We start from the raw sequence: 16477 nt of genomic DNA, 5'->3' as shown, positions 1-16477 counted from the left end.
AACCTAATTTGCTATTTCAAATGCTAATTAGAAGTTATATTTAATACCTAATATCACAGCAGTGTCACTGTAGCCTTTACTACCAATTTGTTGAGCTACATTACCCCAAAGATTGACTTTCTTGTTAATCTGACCTTCAACACCTGCTTTTAGCTCACCGATATTTGCAGCCCCATCTTGCTTCACGGTAGCATTATCCATTGTGACACCAAAATCTTTAGTGTTGTGTATCCAATTAGCTTCAACAAAAGGCTGGAACACCCGATCTTTGCCTTTATCTTGGCTACTATAGCCGTTCATAAAGGCTTTCACTCCCAGACGTACCTGGATATTTCCATCTCCATCAACCGATATATTGGTACCGTTTGCTTCTTTATGGTCATCGGCTTTTACTCCCATCCAGGTTATCTGTGACTTAGGCTGGATAAAGTAGGTCGCATTCTTAGCAGCATTTTCGCCGACTTTAAATGTATAACCGCTTTCGACAGATGTTGTTATCCCTTTAGATTTGTATTCTTCAGCAGCTAGATCCTGACCTTCCACAGTATTGTTGAACCAATTGTATTGCACCCAACTGTCCACGTATAACCCAGCTTTATCTTCTTTATTAGCGTACCAGGTTCCATATACGCCCGCGCTATAACCATAAGTTGACCCTTTGGCATTGTAGCCTGATACGCGTGATACAGTGGTACTTTTGCTGTTACCATAACCAGCCATAACGCCAAGATGAAAACGGTCCATTTCATTATTGCTCCATTGAGCAATATCTCCACCTAATTGCATTACATAGCGGTTAGCTTGTGTATTCAGTTGACCTGAAGTATCACGAGAGCGGGTATGGCCACCTTCATTACGCAACCACATGCTGGTCACTTTGTGTTCGCCAGTCAACGCATCAATATATTGAGTTTCGCCTAAACGATCATGCAAGCGTGTTACAAACATATTGTTCGAGGCAGCTAAGTTGGCCATATAACTACCAGCCTCGGGGCGCACGGTCAATGGTGATGGGTTAACTGAGTCAACTCGCTCACCTGGGTCACCTGGGGCTGCCGGGTTAACTGGGGCTGCCGGGTCAACTGGGGCTGCCGGATCAACTGGGGTCGCCGGGTCAACTGGGGTCGCCGGGTCAACTGGGGTCGCCGGGTCAACTGGGGTCGCCGGGTCAACTGGGGCTGCCGGGTCAACTGGGGCCGCCGGGTCAACTGGGGCCGCCGGGTCAACTGGTACCGCTGCGCTGCTCAGATACCAGTTGACGGCATTCGCACCGACACCACGCGCCAAACTGTAGTCATAAGCACCCGCGACAATACGTCCACGTTGCACGAAATCACCGTCTGACTGACCGTTCACTTGAATCAGCTCAATTCCATTAAGAGTTTTGTCTCCCTGACCGCCAGCATTGCTAACACTCACATTAGTGATACCAGAAGTATTCCCTTCAATGACTATTTTATCTGTGGAGGAAGTATCATCCCCTAACTGAGTATTGAAGTGCAAAGTGCCATTATTACCTACATAGTCACCATGTATGACAAGAACATCACCTGGAACAGGATTCATGAAATTAATTAAACCGGAGTTAGTAATACTTGCAACATCAGAATTACGTGTCAAATCCCAACGGCTGAGTCCATCAATCTCAATTTTCCCGCCGTTGGTCGCAGCGCCAGTCCACTGTGTGTTGTACATAGAAAGATCAGCAATACTGATTGTGTCAGCCAGAATGTCGCCTTGCATAGATAAATTACTGGTCTGTAAGGAAATATCGCTTTGATGCCCATTAACATCAGAAAGAGCGCTAATCAGCAAACCACTGTTGCGTACCTCGCTTCCATCCAGAGTTGCATTGATCGTTCCACCGCTAGCACTGAAGTTTGTCCCATGGTTACTCACTAACTGACCAGAGCGTTGGCTTAATATTACAGTTCCTAGGCTTGTTGCTACGACAGAATCAGCACCTAAACCATAAGCAACAATGGAAGTATCGCTTGCATTAATTTGTGTTTTTTCATCTGCAGCCCATAGACCATGCGCATACTCTCCCAGTGTATTAATCAAACTCCCGGCACCTAGACTTATTTGCCCGCCTAGGTTTGCAACAGCTCCGTAAGACCAATCACCTGAAGTTGACAATACAGCTCGTGTAACTTTGACTTTAGAATCACGTTGAGCATTAATGCCATAAGAAATATTTCCACCAGTATTGATATTGACATTTTCAATATCAATACTGGTTAGCTTTCCTGCACTCCATATGCCATCCGAAGTTTCACCAGTGGTATGTAGGTTTGAATTCCCAGTTAATATCACTTCGGCCACCTCCCCCGCAGCGGCCCCCATAGTATCAACATAAATACCATTGGCAGCCAAACCCTCGGTAGTCAAAGTGACAGCATCTCCAGTAATAAGACCACCACCACTGATAATATTAATGCCGTTTGAGGTATTACCACTAGTGTTGATCCGCGCGCCACTTCCAAGGTTGACCGCTCCTGCTAGAGTGGCTGATGCTGCATGGGCAGAGTTACCAAATGTATCAATCGTTAGATCACCCGCTGAATTAACGATGGAGTCGACCCCGCTTGCACTTACCCCATGCCCAGATACCCCCTGGGTATCAATAGCGGTATTATTTAGTTCCACAGTACCGCCATTTGTCGCATAAACAGCGAAACCTCTCTGGCTGACGGTGCTGACTTTACTGTTACTTAATTTTATACTGCCGCTGTTTTCAGCACTGATACCTCTAGAACCCCAAGTGTAAGCGGTAGTATATCCACCTTGCGTACTAATATTTGCATTATCAATTTGTACCAGACTATTCTGTCCAGTACTTAACACCGCTCGGGAACTATTATTCGTAGTGGTAATATCAGTATTATTGAGAGCAACTTGACCACCACTAAGCGCCCCAACACCCGTACCATTAATGCCATTAGTTAATATATCACCCTGCGTTAAATTTATTCCCCCATTATCTCGTGCATAGAGCGCATAAGTAGTGCGGCCATTAGTGGTGATAGATAGTGGCCCATTTGAGTTAATAGAAGCACCACTGTCACTGTATACGCCATAGCCTGTACCCTTAATTATTATAGCGCCGCCTTGTGCCAAATCAGCAGTGGCATTATTATTTAAGGAAATACCATGCGCGAGATTACCCGATGTAAATAATTCAACACTATTATTTACAATTAATTTACCAGCATTGGAAACACTAATAGCGTAGCCAGCACTCCCCGCCACTGACCCAGTGTCAATTACTATTGGATTATCTAGGATAACTGTGGTTCCGTTTAATACAATGGGCTGGGCATTTACACCACCAAATAATTGACCGAATATTAATGCAATTACACTCAGGCGCGGAGTAATAAAAATCATATTACTTTTTGTTTTCTTAACTCTATATAAATATAATATTTAAACCTTGAAATATATTAAGAAGCTTTACTGTTAAATAAAGCTTATCATTCAAATTAATTGCCTATAAAAGGCCCGCGGGTAAACAACTTATTAACATTATAATAAGTTTATAGTTTAATTGAAATAAGAAACAAGAAATTTAGTTGTAGGAAATTTCCTATATATAGAATGCAGGAATTCGATGTTTTTAAAAATATCAGGAAATATCGGGTCACGTATTTACTGTGTAGATCATGTTATTGCAAATAATGTTTATGTTCTAGAATGTACCGATTATCTTATCATGCATCTCCACTGATTTTGAGTACCCGAGAGTTTTTCTATTTAGACGTCTTAATCGGTTGCGAAGGTTCAGGTTTTTACGTTCAATCCGTTGTGTGTAAAGCTTACCAGTGATGTGCTTTTACTCGGTAACACATCATAAGGACTGAAGTTATCCACGCTGCGGAAAACCCGCGGTCGTGGCCGCTAATCTGTTGAACCGGCAGTTTAATCCAGAGACATTGAATACCTGATGGTCAGGTGATATTACCTATCTGCGTACCACTCAGGGTTGGTTATATCTGGCTATCGTGATGGACTTATCAAGAAAAATAGTGAGTTAGGCTTTCTCAGACAACCGGACAGCGACTTGACTGTCCGGGCCTTAAGGCTGGCAGTCAATAAACGACGACCCACAGGGTCAGTGGTGTTCCATAGCGATCAAGGGGAGCAATATACCAGAACTCAGTTCCAGTCCTGCCAGCAGGAACTGGATGTTACAGGTAGAATGAGCCGAAAAGGTAACTGCTTGGATAATGCTGTTACAGAAAGGTTTTCCGCAGCCTGAAAGCTGAGAGGGTTAACTATCGTCGTTATGAAACCCGAAGTCAGGGTATCGCTGATGTTATCGATTATATCGACAGTTTTTATCATCTTAAAGGCGGCATTATCGGCTGGGAAATATATCGCCGGATGAATATGAGCGCCGACTACAGCAATGTGCCTAAATCCGTGTCCGGTTTTAGTTGACCATATATGGACGCCCCGGATGTTACAAGTACTGGTTCGATACGGTTTGCGACCATATATCCGGCGTCATAAGTAGGTAAAGTTACCTGCGCCATGATGTTATCCGAACCCTGTTTCCTTATCACTACACCGGTATATTATTACCCAGGTCAACTTCAGGCTGTTACAGGGACGGTAGCCGTTTTCTCATCAGTGCCTGCAAACTCAGAGAGACATGTTTTCTTTAACGAGTATTGAGTTAATTCGCAGTAAAAGCCTTGCTCATATTAAAATCAACGCCATCGGTCAGTATTCGCCAGATGATTCTGGTCAGTTTATTCGCCAAAGCTACGGTGGTTTTCAGAAACCCTCGCCTTGCCTCGAGCCTCTTCAGCCAAAGACCTAGGTTGTCATCACGTTTTTTCACGCAGCGCATCACTGAGCGCGCGCCATGGATGACTAATGTTCTCAGGCTGCGATTGCCGTTTTTGGTCACAGAAGACAACCTTTGTTTTCCTCCTGAACTGTGCTGCCGGGGAACCAGGCCGCACCATGCGGATAATTCTCTGCCGTTGGAGAATTGTACTGCATCAACTTCACTGATAAATGCTGCAGCGATAAGCGGGCCAACACCAGGGACTGTTAATAAATGGCGATATGCTGTTTGTTGTGAAGACAATGCAGCCATTTCTTTATCCAGATAGGTAACGCGTTCATTGAGCGCCTGCATATCTTCCCGCAATAAAGAAAGCAATCGGCGAAGTGTGAAAGTTAAATTGTTAGATGCATCTTCAATAAGTTCAGGTAGCTGCTGCTGGAGACGCTGGATCCCAACGGGAAGAATGAGGCCGTTTTCAGCGAGCAAAGAACGAAGCTGGTTAGCCAGCGCGGTTCTCTGCTCAACCATCAGTTGACGGGTATTCCGCAGTGCTTTGATATCCTGCTGTTCCGTGGTTTTAACCGGAACAAAGTGGATACCAGGGCGGCATGCTGTTTCACAAATTGCCAGAGCATCGTTTGCATCGTTCTTCTGGCTTCTGACAAATGCTTTCACGTGCTGTGCGGGTATAAGCCTTACGCTATACCCCATAGAACTGAGGGTTCGCCCCCAGAAATGAGAGGTTGAACAAGCCTCCATCGCGATTAAAGTACCCGGCTCAAACTGGCGAAGCGTATCCAGCAATTTCTGACGTGATATTTTTCTGTTCCAGGCAACGGAACCATCAACCATCCAAACACATACCTGAAAAACAGATTTGGCAATATCGATACCAACAACTCTGATTGTGTTCATGTGGTGTTACTCCCAGATTAATTCAGTCAGTAAAAGTATGGCACTGACTACCTTAGGAAGGGGCGTCCATCACATCACTATAATATTGAGGATACTGAGGTTGCAGTCGAGGGCGTTGTAACCTGGTCGATTAACGATACTAGGACAGATGTGTTTGACGATAGACCGTGTATGTAACGGAAGGGCAGGGATGCTTAATAAAGAAAACATTCTAAGTAGATAAACCAATAATGAGAATGTTAGTATGACTTGTCCGTTATAGCGTCACACTATATGTGCAAAACGAGTTGTGTACATATGAGTGTACATATCAGGCAAAGTAAAGCCGGATAGCGTTTATAACATATTGATTTTAAATAGTATTAGAATTTTGCATGTGATCTGTCGTGTGGGTCACCACTGTAGATAAGGAATTAGAATGCCTGTTATTACCCTTCCTGACGGCAGTCAGCGTCAATATGATCACGCCGTTTCTGTCCTTGATGTTGCCTTAGATATCGGCCCCGGTTTGGCAAAAGCCTGTATTGCTGGCCGCGTCAATGGTGAACTAGTGGATGCCGGTGACCTGATCGAATCTGATGCACAACTGGCCATTATCACCACCAAAGATGCTGAAGGCTTGGAAATTCTTCGCCATTCATGTGCGCACTTACTGGGGCACGCTATTAAGCAACTTTGGCCAGATACCAAGATGGCTATCGGCCCAGTTATCGACAACGGTTTCTATTACGATGTTGATATCGACCGTACTCTGACGCAGGAAGATCTTGAGCTGCTGGAAAAGCGGATGCATGAACTTGCCGATAAAGATTACGACGTGATCAAGAAAAAGGTCAGTTGGCAAGAAGCCCGTGATACTTTTGCTGCTCGTGGTGAAGATTATAAAGTGGCTATTCTTGACGAGAATATCAGCCGCGATGATCGCCCTGGTTTATATCACCATGAAGAATACGTTGATATGTGCCGTGGCCCACACGTTCCCAATATGCGTTTCTGCCATCATTTTAAATTGCAGAAAACCTCTGGGGCCTATTGGCGTGGCGACAGCAAAAATAAAATGCTGCAACGTATTTACGGCACGGCTTGGGGTGATAAAAAGCAACTGAATGCTTATCTGCAACGTCTGGAAGAAGCCGCCAAACGCGACCATCGTAAGATTGGTAAGCAATTGGACCTTTACCACATGCAGGAAGAAGCGCCCGGTATGGTGTTCTGGCACAATGATGGCTGGACAATCTTCCGTGAGCTGGAAACTTTTGTGCGCATGAAGCTCAAAGAGTACCAGTACCAGGAAGTGAAAGGGCCATTTATGATGGACCGTGTTCTGTGGGAAAAAACAGGGCATTGGGAGAACTATGCTGAGCATATGTTCACCACGTCGTCAGAAAACCGCGAGTACTGCATCAAGCCAATGAACTGCCCAGGGCATGTGCAGATCTTCAACCAAGGGTTGAAGTCATACCGTGACCTGCCACTGCGTATGGCTGAGTTCGGTAGCTGCCATCGTAATGAACCATCAGGCGCATTGCACGGCTTAATGCGTGTGCGTGGCTTTACTCAGGACGACGCCCACATCTTCTGTACTGAAGAGCAGGTTCGCGATGAAGTGAACAGCTGTATCAAGATGGTGTACGACATGTACAGCACCTTTGGCTTCGAAAAGATTGTGGTCAAGCTATCTACGCGCCCTGAAAAACGTATCGGTAGCGATGACTTATGGACTCGTGCTGAAGACGATTTAGCCGCTGCGCTGACCGAAAACGGTATTCCGTTTGATTATCAGCCGGGTGAAGGTGCCTTCTACGGTCCGAAAATTGAATTTACCTTGCATGATTGTTTGGATCGTGCGTGGCAGTGTGGTACCGTACAGCTCGATTTCTCATTACCGGGCCGCTTAAGTGCGTCTTACATCGGCGAAAATAACGATCGCCAGGTGCCAGTAATGATTCACCGTGCTATTTTGGGGTCAATGGAGCGCTTCATCGGTATTCTTACCGAAGAATATGCAGGCTTCTTCCCAACTTGGTTAGCACCGGTACAAGTCGTGGTGATGAATATCACCGATAGTCAGTCTGATTATGTCCAACAAGTGACCAAAAAACTGCAAGATGCAGGGATTCGGGCAAAAGCGGACTTGAGAAATGAGAAGATTGGCTTTAAAATTCGTGAACATACGTTGCGTCGGGTTCCATATATGTTGGTCTGTGGCGATAAAGAGGTCGAATCAGGCAAAATTGCCGTTCGTACCCGCCGTGGTAAAGACTTAGGAAGCTTAGACGTCAACGTGGTCGTAGACCAGCTGCTAGCAGAAATTCGCAGCCGTAGTCTTCATCAACTGGAGGAATAAAGTATTAAAGGCGGAAAACGAGTTCAACCGGCGCGTCCTAATCGCATCAACAAAGAGATTCGCGCCACAGAAGTTCGCTTAACAGGCGTCGATGGTGAGCAGATTGGCATTGTCAGTCTGAATGAAGCTCTTGAAAAAGCCGAGGAAGCCGGTGTTGATTTAGTAGAAATCAGTCCGAATGCCGAGCCGCCGGTTTGCCGTATCATGGATTACGGCAAATTCCTCTATGAGAAGAGCAAGTCGACAAAAGAACAGAAGAAAAAGCAAAAAGTCATTCAGGTCAAGGAAATTAAATTCCGTCCTGGTACCGATGATGGCGACTATCAGGTCAAACTACGCAACCTGATTCGCTTTCTGGAAGATGGCGATAAAGCCAAAATCACTCTGCGATTCCGTGGACGTGAGATGGCGCACCAACAGATCGGCATGGAAGTCCTTAACCGTGTCAAAAAAGATCTGACTGAAGATTCTGATTTGGCCGTCGTGGAGTCCTTCCCGACTCGTATCGAAGGTCGTCAGATGATCATGGTGCTCGCACCTAAGAAGAGACAGTAAGGCACTCAAGTAACAGGCTTCTCTATGCTTGCATAGCAAGAGGTCTGTTCGCCTAGCTAGCTCGTTGTAATTAACAATGCGAAGTGGATATATTCAATGCCAAAAATTAAGACAGTACGCGGCGCCGCTAAGCGCTTCAAAAAAACCGGTGCCGGTGGTTTTAAGCGTAAGCATGCCAACCTGCGTCATATTTTGACCAAAAAAGCTACTAAGCGTAAACGTCATTTACGTCCAAAAGGCATGGTATCTAAGAACGATCTAGGTTTGGTCGTAGCATGTCTGCCATACGCATAAGTAATTTTGGTTTGAATTAAGACGATAGGAGAAGTAAATGGCTCGCGTAAAACGTGGTGTGGTAGCTCGTGCACGTCACAAAAAAATCTTAAAGCAGGCGAAAGGTTACTACGGTGCCCGTTCGCGCGTTTATCGTGTTGCTTTCCAGGCAGTAATCAAGGCAGGCCAATACGCCTACCGTGACCGCCGTCAACGGAAGCGTCAATTCCGTCAATTGTGGATTGCACGTATCAACGCAGCTGCACGTCAGAATGGTCTGTCTTACAGCCGTTTCATCAATGGTCTGAAAAAGGCTTCTGTTGAAATCGACCGTAAGATCCTGGCTGACATCGCAGTATTCGATAAAGTGGCATTCTCTGCACTGGTCGAAAAAGCGAAAGTAGCTCTGGCGTAAGTCAGAATTGAAGAGGGAGCTGGTCTCCCTCTTTTAATCTTTAGCTTATTAGTAAGAAGGTCATCGTTATGATGCATGCTGTTACTTTTCGCTTCTTTTTTTACTTTAGCGCCTGATTTCAGGAGGCTTGCGCGTAAGAATAGAAACGAAAAATAGCGCCGAAGCCTCCCATCGTGGAGGCTTTTTTGTTTTTTTACTCTACAGCACTTATGGTGACGTGAGTAAAGGTGTCACTGATGGGATACCTTACTGATTTTGTGTGAAAATTTATTTTAATTATCGGATTTTAACTCATTACCTATAGCCAAGGTTATTGGCGTTGCTGGTAGGCAGCAAGCGAGTGAATCCCGATGAGCTTACACAAGTAAGTGATTCGGGTGAGTGAGCGTAGCTAACACCCCAGCAGCTTCAAGAACAAAGGATATAACTACAAGCGGGCCATACGGCCAGAGGAAGAGAAAACAATGCCACATCTCGCAGAGCTGGTTGCCAAAGCTAAAGCAGCCGTAGAAGATGCCCAGGATGTTGCCGCGTTGGATTTGGTGCGCGTCGAATATTTAGGCAAGAAAGGCCATTTGACCCTTCAAATGACATCGCTGCGCGAGCTACCAGCTGAAGAACGTCCAGCAGCAGGTGCCGTCATTAATCAGGCTAAACAAGAAGTACAAGAAGCGCTTAATGCTCGCAAGGAGAAGCTGGAATCAGCGGTTCTGAATGCCCGATTGGCGGCCGAAACCATTGATGTCTCCTTACCGGGGCGTCGTATGGAAAATGGTGGGTTGCATCCGGTGACTCGTACTATTGATCGTATTGAAACTTTCTTTGGTGAGTTGGGTTTTTCTGTAGAGTCTGGCCCAGAAATCGAAGATGACTATCATAACTTCGATGCATTGAATATTCCGGCTCATCACCCAGCTCGTGCTGATCATGATACGTTTTGGTTCGATGCCACTCGATTGCTGCGCACGCAGACGTCAGGTGTGCAGATTCGTACCATGCAAGGCCAGCAACCCCCGATTCGGATTATCGTGCCTGGTCGTGTTTATCGTAATGATTACGACCAAACACACACGCCGATGTTCCATCAAATGGAAGGGTTGATTGTTGACCGTGATATCAGCTTCACCAATCTGAAAGGCACTCTGCACGATTTCCTGCGTAATTTCTTCGAAGAAGATTTGCAAATTCGCTTCCGTCCCTCTTATTTCCCGTTTACTGAACCTTCTGCTGAGGTCGATGTTATGGGGAAAAATGGTAAATGGCTCGAAGTATTGGGCTGCGGCATGGTGCATCCCAATGTATTACGAAACGTAGGTATTGATCCTGAAATTTATTCGGGCTTTGCATTTGGCATGGGAATGGAGCGCTTAACGATGCTGCGTTACGGTGTCACCGATTTGCGGGCATTCTTCGAAAATGATCTACGTTTCCTCAAACAGTTTAAGTAAGGCGGGAATATCTCATGAAATTCAGTGAACTTTGGTTACGCGAATGGGTAAACCCAGCCATTAGCAGTGATGATTTAGCCCATCAAATTACCATGGCAGGTTTGGAAGTTGATGGCGTAGATGCGGTAGCAGGCGAATTCAATGGTGTTGTTATCGGCCACGTTGTGGAATGCGGTCAGCATCCAAATGCAGATAAATTACGTGTAACCAAAATTGATGTTGGCGGTGAGCGCTTGTTGGACATCGTTTGTGGTGCACCTAACTGCCGGCAGGGTTTGAAAGTTGCGGTTGCAACGGTCGGTGCTGTACTGCCGGGTGATTTTAAGATTAAAGCGGCTAAATTACGCGGTGAGCCATCTGAAGGTATGTTGTGCTCTTTCTCTGAACTGGCTATTTCAGAAGATCATGACGGTATTATTGAGCTACCTGCTGATGCACCGATTGGCGTTGACCTGCGTGAATATCTGAAACTTGATGATAAAACTATCGAAATCAGTGTCACACCTAACCGTGCAGATTGCCTGGGTATTATCGGTGTAGCACGTGATGTGGCGGTGTTGAATCAATTGTCACTCACTGAGCCAGATATCAGCCCGGTTGCGCCGTCTATTAATGACAGCTTCCCGATCCGCGTTGATGCCCCACAAGCTTGCCCACGCTATTTGGGCCGCGTGGTGAAAGGCATAAATATTAAGGCCGCCACCCCATTGTGGATGCGCGAGAAATTACGCCGCTGCGGTATTCGTTCAATTGATCCTGTTGTCGATATTACTAACTTTGTCTTGTTAGAGTTAGGCCAACCGATGCATGCGTTTGACTTAGACCGTATCGACGCTGAGATTATTGTTCGCCTGGCGGCTGAAGGTGAAGAATTAACCTTATTAGATGGCACCGCAGTCAAACTGAATGCAGACACTCTGGTTATTGCTGATCAACAGAAGCCGTTGGCGATGGCGGGCATTTTTGGCGGAGAGCATTCAGGGGTTAATGAAGAAACGCGCAACGTGCTGTTGGAATCTGCTTTTTTCAACCCACTTTCAATTACGGGTCGCGCGCGTCGTCATGGTTTACACACAGATGCTTCTCATCGTTATGAGCGTGGTGTGGATCCGGCGCTGCAACATAAAGCGATTGAACGAGCTACACGGCTGCTGATTGATATCTGCGGTGGTGAAGCAGGCCCGGTGATTGATGTGACTGCTCCGGCAGAATTACCCAAACGCGCCACTATCACCTTGCGCCGCGAGAAACTGGATCGCCTGATTGGTCACCATGTGCCTTCTGAACAGGTCAGCGATATTCTGCGCCGTCTCGGCTGTCAGGTGACTGAAGTAGGTTCTGACTGGCAGGCAGTCGCACCAAGCTGGCGTTTCGATATGGAAATCGAAGAAGATTTAGTGGAAGAAGTTGCGCGTATCTACGGGTATAACAATATTCCAGACGTGCCTATTAAGGCTGATTTGGTGATGACGAAACACCGCGAAGCCAACTTGTCACTGAAGCGAGTTAAGACCGCTTTAGTCGATCGCGGCTATCAAGAAGCAATTACTTACAGTTTTGTTGACCCCAAAATACAGGCATTGCTGCACCCACAGCAAGATGCACTCATCTTACCCAGCCCAATATCCATTGAGATGTCTGCAATGCGGTTGTCATTGTTGACAGGTTTACTGTCAGCGGTGGTATATAACCAGAATCGCCAGCAATCTCGTTTGCGTTTATTTGAAAGCGGTTTGCGCTTTGTGCCTGATAGTAAAGCAGATCTTGGTGTTCGGCAGGAGGTAATGCTGGCTGCTGTCATTACCGGTCACCGTTATGATGAACACTGGGATTTGGCACGTCAGCCAATCGACTTCTATGATTTGAAGGGCGATTTGGAAGCAATTCTGGAACTTACTGGCAAATTATCGGATGTTCAGTTCCGTGCCGAAACGCATTCTGCACTGCATCCAGGGCAGAGCGCTGCAATTTATTTATCAGGGGAACACATTGGTTTCATTGGTGTAGTTCATCCTGAACTGGAACGTAAGCTGGATTTAAATGGCCGCACTGTGGTGTTTGAAGTGCAGTGGAACAAGCTTGCAGACCGCGCTGTGCCTCACGCCAGCGAGATTTCGCGCTTCCCAGCAAACCGTCGTGATATCGCTGTTGTCGTGGCTGAAAACGTTCCCGCAGAAGATATTTTGGCGGAGTGTAAGAAAGTTGGCGCAAATCAGGTAGTTGGCGTAAACTTGTTTGATGTGTACCGTGGCAAGGGCGTAGCAGAAGGTTATAAGAGTCTGGCTATTAGTCTGGTGTTGCAGGATACCGCCCGTACACTGGAAGAAGAGGAGATCGCCGCTACTGTCGCAAGATGTGTAGAGGCGTTAAAACAGCGATTCCAAGCATCCTTGAGGGATTGAACCTATGGCGCTTACTAAAGCTGAAATGTCAGAACATCTGTTTGAGAAGCTAGGGCTTAGCAAACGTGATGCAAAAGATCTAGTTGAGTTATTCTTTGAAGAAGTACGTCGTGCTCTTGAGAATGGCGAACAGGTCAAACTGTCTGGCTTTGGCAATTTTGATCTGCGAGACAAGAACCAACGTCCGGGCCGTAATCCGAAGACGGGTGAGGATATCCCTATTACGGCGCGCCGTGTGGTGACTTTCCGTCCAGGGCAAAAGTTAAAAAGCCGGGTAGAGAGTGCCACTCCGAAAGAGTGAATTTTTTTCCCGAAACAAAAGGCCGCGCAAGCGGCCTTTTTCTTATCAGTAAATTATTGAAATTCATTAACTTTTTAAAAATAGCCACATCCTAATCGCAAATTAGGGCTATCTTCCCTAATGCGAGTGTCTGCTTTAATTGAGGTAGAAGCTCAAAAACCAATAAAGTTGATTTGAAATGACATTGGATGAACGACAGCAACATTCTGACACTGCAAAACCCCAGCCTTTATAGCCCCTTAAACTCAGGCGACACAGTGATCAGGTCTAGCAACCTGGTACAGACTCAAAAATTACAGGTATAATCCCACAAATTATTCAACTGGTTTAGAAGCGAAGATGACAAAACTAACCTTACAAGAACAGATGTTAAAGGCTGGATTAGTAACCAGCAAAAAAATGGCTAAAGTCCAAAGGACGGCTAAAAAATCACGAGTTCAAGCGCGTGAGGCAAGAGAGATTGTGGAAGAAAATAAGAAAGCACAACTGGAGCGCGATAAACAGCTAAGCGAACAACAAAAACAAGCTGCTTTATCTAAAGAATATAAAGCTCAAGTGAAGCAGTTGATTGAAATGAACAAAATCAGTCTTTCAAAAGGCAATATTGGTTTTAACTTCACAGATAATAATTTAATTAAAAAAATAGTTGTGGATAAGCTTACTCAAACTCAGTTGATTAGTGGCCGTCTCGCCATTGCTCGTTTGGTTGTTGATAACAGTGGAGAGAGTGAATACGCTATTATCCCTGCGAGCGTAGCCGATAAAATTGCGCAGCGAGATGCGAGCAGTATTGTATTAAATAGTGCGCTGAGTCAGGAAGAGCAAGATGGAGAAGATCCGTATGCTGACTTTAAAGTACCAGATGATTTGATGTGGTAATTAACGTTTTTGCAGATGCTTATTAATGAAAAGTCTCCCAAGGCTTTTCATTAATATTTTATATTCAGTCAGTTCATGGCACACACAGGATTATTCTGGATAGTTGCCAACACCGTTGCTACCAGCCCGACTGAATTACATCTTTTGGCTTAGATTTACAATGTGTAAATAGCAAAATAGCCACTATTTAAACTGGTGATTGAAAATATTTACAATGATGATTAAATATCAAACCAGTAACTATAAACGGCATGTTAAATGATGCCGAGAATAGTAGTAGATTAAAATAGATAATCTGAAATGAGTGTATGGATTCCGTTAGCAATATGCAATGAAATTGAAAATGGGAAGTTATCCGATAGATAGACATTATTTTCACTGATATAAAATTATCAATGTTAAATAATACATTCGGATTAATATGAAAAGATATCTGCTGTTACTAGGCATCCTATCATTAATGCCATTGATCGCGCAGGCTGATGTGTCGCTGGACATCAATATACCCGGAGTCAGCTTACATTTAGGTGACCAAGATAACCGAGGCTATTACTGGGATGGTTATGATTGGCGTCCACCACAATGGTGGCACGAGCACCGTGATGGACATATCGGTGACCGTAGTGAACGCGGTTATTATTGGGATGGTGGGCGTTGGCAGCGCCCCTCTGAACATGATGGTCATAATCCATTCCGTGGGCCGGAACCTAGTGAAAGGAACAGTGGGCGTGATTCTCGTGGTAATCAATCACAGCACAATGAAAATAATGGGCCTGGTCAACTGGGTAATAATCATAGTGTGGGCAACCCCGGCAAATCGGGAGAGTCAAATAGCCCAGGGAGTCAGAATAATAATGGTCGTCATGGCGGTCAGCAGGTCAAGCCCCCGCAAAGTAATGGTTATCGCGGATAATAAATAACAGATAGCGCTCACGTTGCCTCTGATATTAGGGGCAACGCTGGCGTTTTCTCTCAATAAAAAATCAACTTCTTCATGCAAAACTTCCTCTTATCCCCTGAACCTCTTACTATCATTACTTAGCAATCAATAATAGCCCCTGATACTTATCAGATATCTTCAGGTAGATCCTGAGGCAATGGCCGAGGATGTCATGCAGACCAGTCAGTTATTTACCGCACTTCAACAACGACAACAACAACGTGATCACCTTTATCTCAACGTGCTGGTTGTCATAGTGTTTTTGGCGTTTTTCATTAGTTTATGTGTCGGTGATATTTGGATTTGGCCCACTCAGTGGTTCAGCGAAACCGGGCAATTATTCGTCTGGCAGTTACGTTTGCCTCGAGCATTGGCAGTGATGATGGTAGGGGCGAGTCTTGCCGTATCTGGCGCCGTCATGCAGGCATTGTTTGAGAATCCATTAGCAGAACCGGGCTTATTAGGGGTGGCAAACGGCGCTGGTGTTGCGCTGGTAATGGCTGTTTTATTGGGGCATGGGTTGCTGCCTATCTGGTTTTTAAGTGCTTGTGCTATTGCGGGAGCCTTATTGATGACGGTGCTTCTGCTGGCTTTTGCCCGCCGACGCTTATTAACCAATGCCCGATTGTTATTGGTTGGGGTTGCTTTGGGAATTGTTTGTAGCGCCATTATGACGTGGGCAGTTTATTTCAGCACCAGCTTGGATTTACGCCAATTAATGTATTGGATGATGGGCGGATTTAGCGGTATTGACTGGCGGCAACAAGGGCTAGTGCTCGCATTGCTACCTGTTGTTATTTGGCTCTGTTGCCAAGGTCATGTACTTAATTTTATGTCTCTCGGTGAACAACAAGCCCGACAATTGGGGGTTTCTCTCCATCTATGGCGGAACTTATTGGTTCTCGCGATTGGTCTACTGGTGGGTATTAGTGTTGCCCTGGCGGGAGTGATCAGCTTTATTGGCCTGGTCATTCCACATATCTTACGGCTGACGGGGTTAACGGATCAGCGCCGGTTATTGGCTGGATGTGCCTTGGCGGGGGGCGGAATATTGTTATTAGCCGATGTCGTGGCGCGAATCGCCTTATTCTCGGCAGAATTGCCGATTGGTGTGGTAACGGCAACCTTAGGCGCGCCATTATTTATCTGGTTGCTGACACGAGTGAACCGTGTAAAGTGATCAGCCTTACATGGGCTTATG

General features: G+C 45.6%; 14 protein-coding genes, 1 pseudogene and 1 other annotated feature. Of the genes and pseudogenes, 12 read left to right on the top strand and 3 right to left on the bottom strand.

Annotated elements, in window-relative coordinates; all coding sequences use genetic code 11:
* Positions 1 to 27: 27 nt before the first annotated feature.
* Together DXZ79_RS20955 and DXZ79_RS11360 are read right to left on the bottom strand one after the other, a co-directional pair.
* Positions 28 to 3390: an autotransporter outer membrane beta-barrel domain-containing protein gene (locus tag DXZ79_RS20955; protein ID WP_244942281.1), complete on the bottom strand. Its 3363-nt coding sequence runs from the start codon at positions 3388 to 3390 to the stop codon at positions 28 to 30.
* Between the two features lie 278 nt (positions 3391 to 3668).
* Positions 3669 to 3832, bottom strand: a pseudogene (locus DXZ79_RS11360) (IS1 family transposase); the annotation flags it as partial.
* Positions 3833 to 3985: 153 nt separating this feature from the next.
* On the opposite strand from DXZ79_RS11360, the gene DXZ79_RS21320 reads away from it, so the two are divergent.
* On the top strand, positions 3986 to 4261 hold the full coding sequence (locus DXZ79_RS21320; RefSeq protein WP_120011281.1) for a DDE-type integrase/transposase/recombinase: 276 nt from the start codon (positions 3986 to 3988) through the stop codon (positions 4259 to 4261).
* A gap of 420 nt (positions 4262 to 4681) precedes the next feature.
* On the opposite strand, the gene DXZ79_RS11350 is transcribed toward DXZ79_RS21320, so the two are convergent.
* Positions 4682 to 5716: an IS110 family RNA-guided transposase gene (locus DXZ79_RS11350; protein ID WP_038633883.1), complete on the bottom strand. Its 1035-nt coding sequence runs from the start codon at positions 5714 to 5716 to the stop codon at positions 4682 to 4684.
* 418 nt (positions 5717 to 6134) lie between these two features.
* Here DXZ79_RS11350 and thrS point away from each other — a divergent pair, with 418 nt between their 5' ends.
* The 11 genes from thrS (at position 6135) to btuC (ending at position 16456) form a co-directional block, all read left to right on the top strand.
* Positions 6135 to 8063, top strand: coding sequence for a threonine--tRNA ligase (thrS, locus tag DXZ79_RS11345; RefSeq protein ID WP_038632573.1), 1929 nt, complete (start codon positions 6135 to 6137; stop codon positions 8061 to 8063).
* A gap of 3 nt (positions 8064 to 8066) precedes the next feature.
* The gene (infC, locus tag DXZ79_RS11340; protein WP_011816226.1) at positions 8067 to 8618 is read left to right on the top strand and encodes a translation initiation factor IF-3; all 552 of its coding nucleotides are present in this window, start codon (positions 8067 to 8069) and stop codon (positions 8616 to 8618) included.
* Positions 8619 to 8714: 96 nt separating this feature from the next.
* Entirely contained in the window at positions 8715 to 8912 is a 198-nt protein-coding gene (gene rpmI, locus DXZ79_RS11335) for a 50S ribosomal protein L35 (protein ID WP_004713020.1), read from the top strand.
* 37 nt (positions 8913 to 8949) lie between these two features.
* A complete protein-coding gene (rplT, locus tag DXZ79_RS11330) occupies positions 8950 to 9306 on the top strand; it encodes a 50S ribosomal protein L20 (protein WP_004706556.1) in 357 nt (118 codons plus the stop codon).
* Between the two features lie 67 nt (positions 9307 to 9373).
* Positions 9374 to 9496 (top strand) — a sequence feature (Phe leader region).
* Positions 9375 to 9422, top strand: coding sequence for a pheST operon leader peptide PheM (pheM, locus tag DXZ79_RS21315; protein ID WP_152414234.1), 48 nt, complete (start codon positions 9375 to 9377; stop codon positions 9420 to 9422). It overlaps the preceding feature by 48 nt.
* A 274-nt stretch (positions 9497 to 9770) precedes the next feature.
* On the top strand, positions 9771 to 10754 hold the full coding sequence (pheS, locus tag DXZ79_RS11320) for a phenylalanine--tRNA ligase subunit alpha (RefSeq protein ID WP_004393358.1): 984 nt from the start codon (positions 9771 to 9773) through the stop codon (positions 10752 to 10754).
* Between the two features lie 14 nt (positions 10755 to 10768).
* Positions 10769 to 13156: a phenylalanine--tRNA ligase subunit beta gene (gene pheT, locus DXZ79_RS11315; RefSeq protein ID WP_050291669.1), complete on the top strand. Its 2388-nt coding sequence runs from the start codon at positions 10769 to 10771 to the stop codon at positions 13154 to 13156.
* A gap of 4 nt (positions 13157 to 13160) precedes the next feature.
* Positions 13161 to 13457, top strand: a complete 297-nt coding sequence (ihfA, locus tag DXZ79_RS11310) for an integration host factor subunit alpha (RefSeq protein ID WP_002211830.1) — start codon at positions 13161 to 13163, stop codon at positions 13455 to 13457.
* Between the two features lie 339 nt (positions 13458 to 13796).
* On the top strand, positions 13797 to 14336 hold the full coding sequence (locus DXZ79_RS11305; protein ID WP_038632579.1) for a DUF2058 domain-containing protein: 540 nt from the start codon (positions 13797 to 13799) through the stop codon (positions 14334 to 14336).
* 421 nt (positions 14337 to 14757) lie between these two features.
* On the top strand, positions 14758 to 15249 hold the full coding sequence (locus DXZ79_RS11300) for a DUF2502 domain-containing protein (protein ID WP_050291670.1): 492 nt from the start codon (positions 14758 to 14760) through the stop codon (positions 15247 to 15249).
* Positions 15250 to 15448: 199 nt separating this feature from the next.
* A complete protein-coding gene (gene btuC / locus DXZ79_RS11295) occupies positions 15449 to 16456 on the top strand; it encodes a vitamin B12 ABC transporter permease BtuC (protein WP_038639479.1) in 1008 nt (335 codons plus the stop codon).
* The last annotated feature ends 21 nt before the right edge of the window (positions 16457 to 16477 follow it).

This window comes from Yersinia rochesterensis, assembly GCF_003600645.1.
Lineage (GTDB): Bacteria > Pseudomonadota > Gammaproteobacteria > Enterobacterales > Enterobacteriaceae > Yersinia > Yersinia rochesterensis.
Note: the sequence above shows the minus strand (reverse complement) of the source record. Positions and strands in the feature narration are given on the sequence as shown.

What these genes read in the sequence shown, in the direction of transcription:
- rpmI (WP_004713020.1), top strand. Translation starts at nt 8,715, where the DNA reads ATGCCAAAAATTAAGACAGTACGCGGCGCCGCTAAGCGCTTCAAAAAA.
- pheS (WP_004393358.1), top strand. Translation starts at nt 9,771, where the DNA reads ATGCCACATCTCGCAGAGCTGGTTGCCAAAGCTAAAGCAGCCGTAGAA.
- thrS (WP_038632573.1), top strand. Translation starts at nt 6,135, where the DNA reads ATGCCTGTTATTACCCTTCCTGACGGCAGTCAGCGTCAATATGATCAC.
- DXZ79_RS20955 (WP_244942281.1), bottom strand. Translation starts at nt 3,390, where the DNA reads ATGATTTTTATTACTCCGCGCCTGAGTGTAATTGCATTAATATTCGGT.
- DXZ79_RS11300 (WP_050291670.1), top strand. Translation starts at nt 14,758, where the DNA reads ATGAAAAGATATCTGCTGTTACTAGGCATCCTATCATTAATGCCATTG.
- DXZ79_RS11305 (WP_038632579.1), top strand. Translation starts at nt 13,797, where the DNA reads ATGACAAAACTAACCTTACAAGAACAGATGTTAAAGGCTGGATTAGTA.
- rplT (WP_004706556.1), top strand. Translation starts at nt 8,950, where the DNA reads ATGGCTCGCGTAAAACGTGGTGTGGTAGCTCGTGCACGTCACAAAAAA.
- pheT (WP_050291669.1), top strand. Translation starts at nt 10,769, where the DNA reads ATGAAATTCAGTGAACTTTGGTTACGCGAATGGGTAAACCCAGCCATT.
- btuC (WP_038639479.1), top strand. Translation starts at nt 15,449, where the DNA reads ATGCAGACCAGTCAGTTATTTACCGCACTTCAACAACGACAACAACAA.
- DXZ79_RS11350 (WP_038633883.1), bottom strand. Translation starts at nt 5,716, where the DNA reads ATGAACACAATCAGAGTTGTTGGTATCGATATTGCCAAATCTGTTTTT.
- ihfA (WP_002211830.1), top strand. Translation starts at nt 13,161, where the DNA reads ATGGCGCTTACTAAAGCTGAAATGTCAGAACATCTGTTTGAGAAGCTA.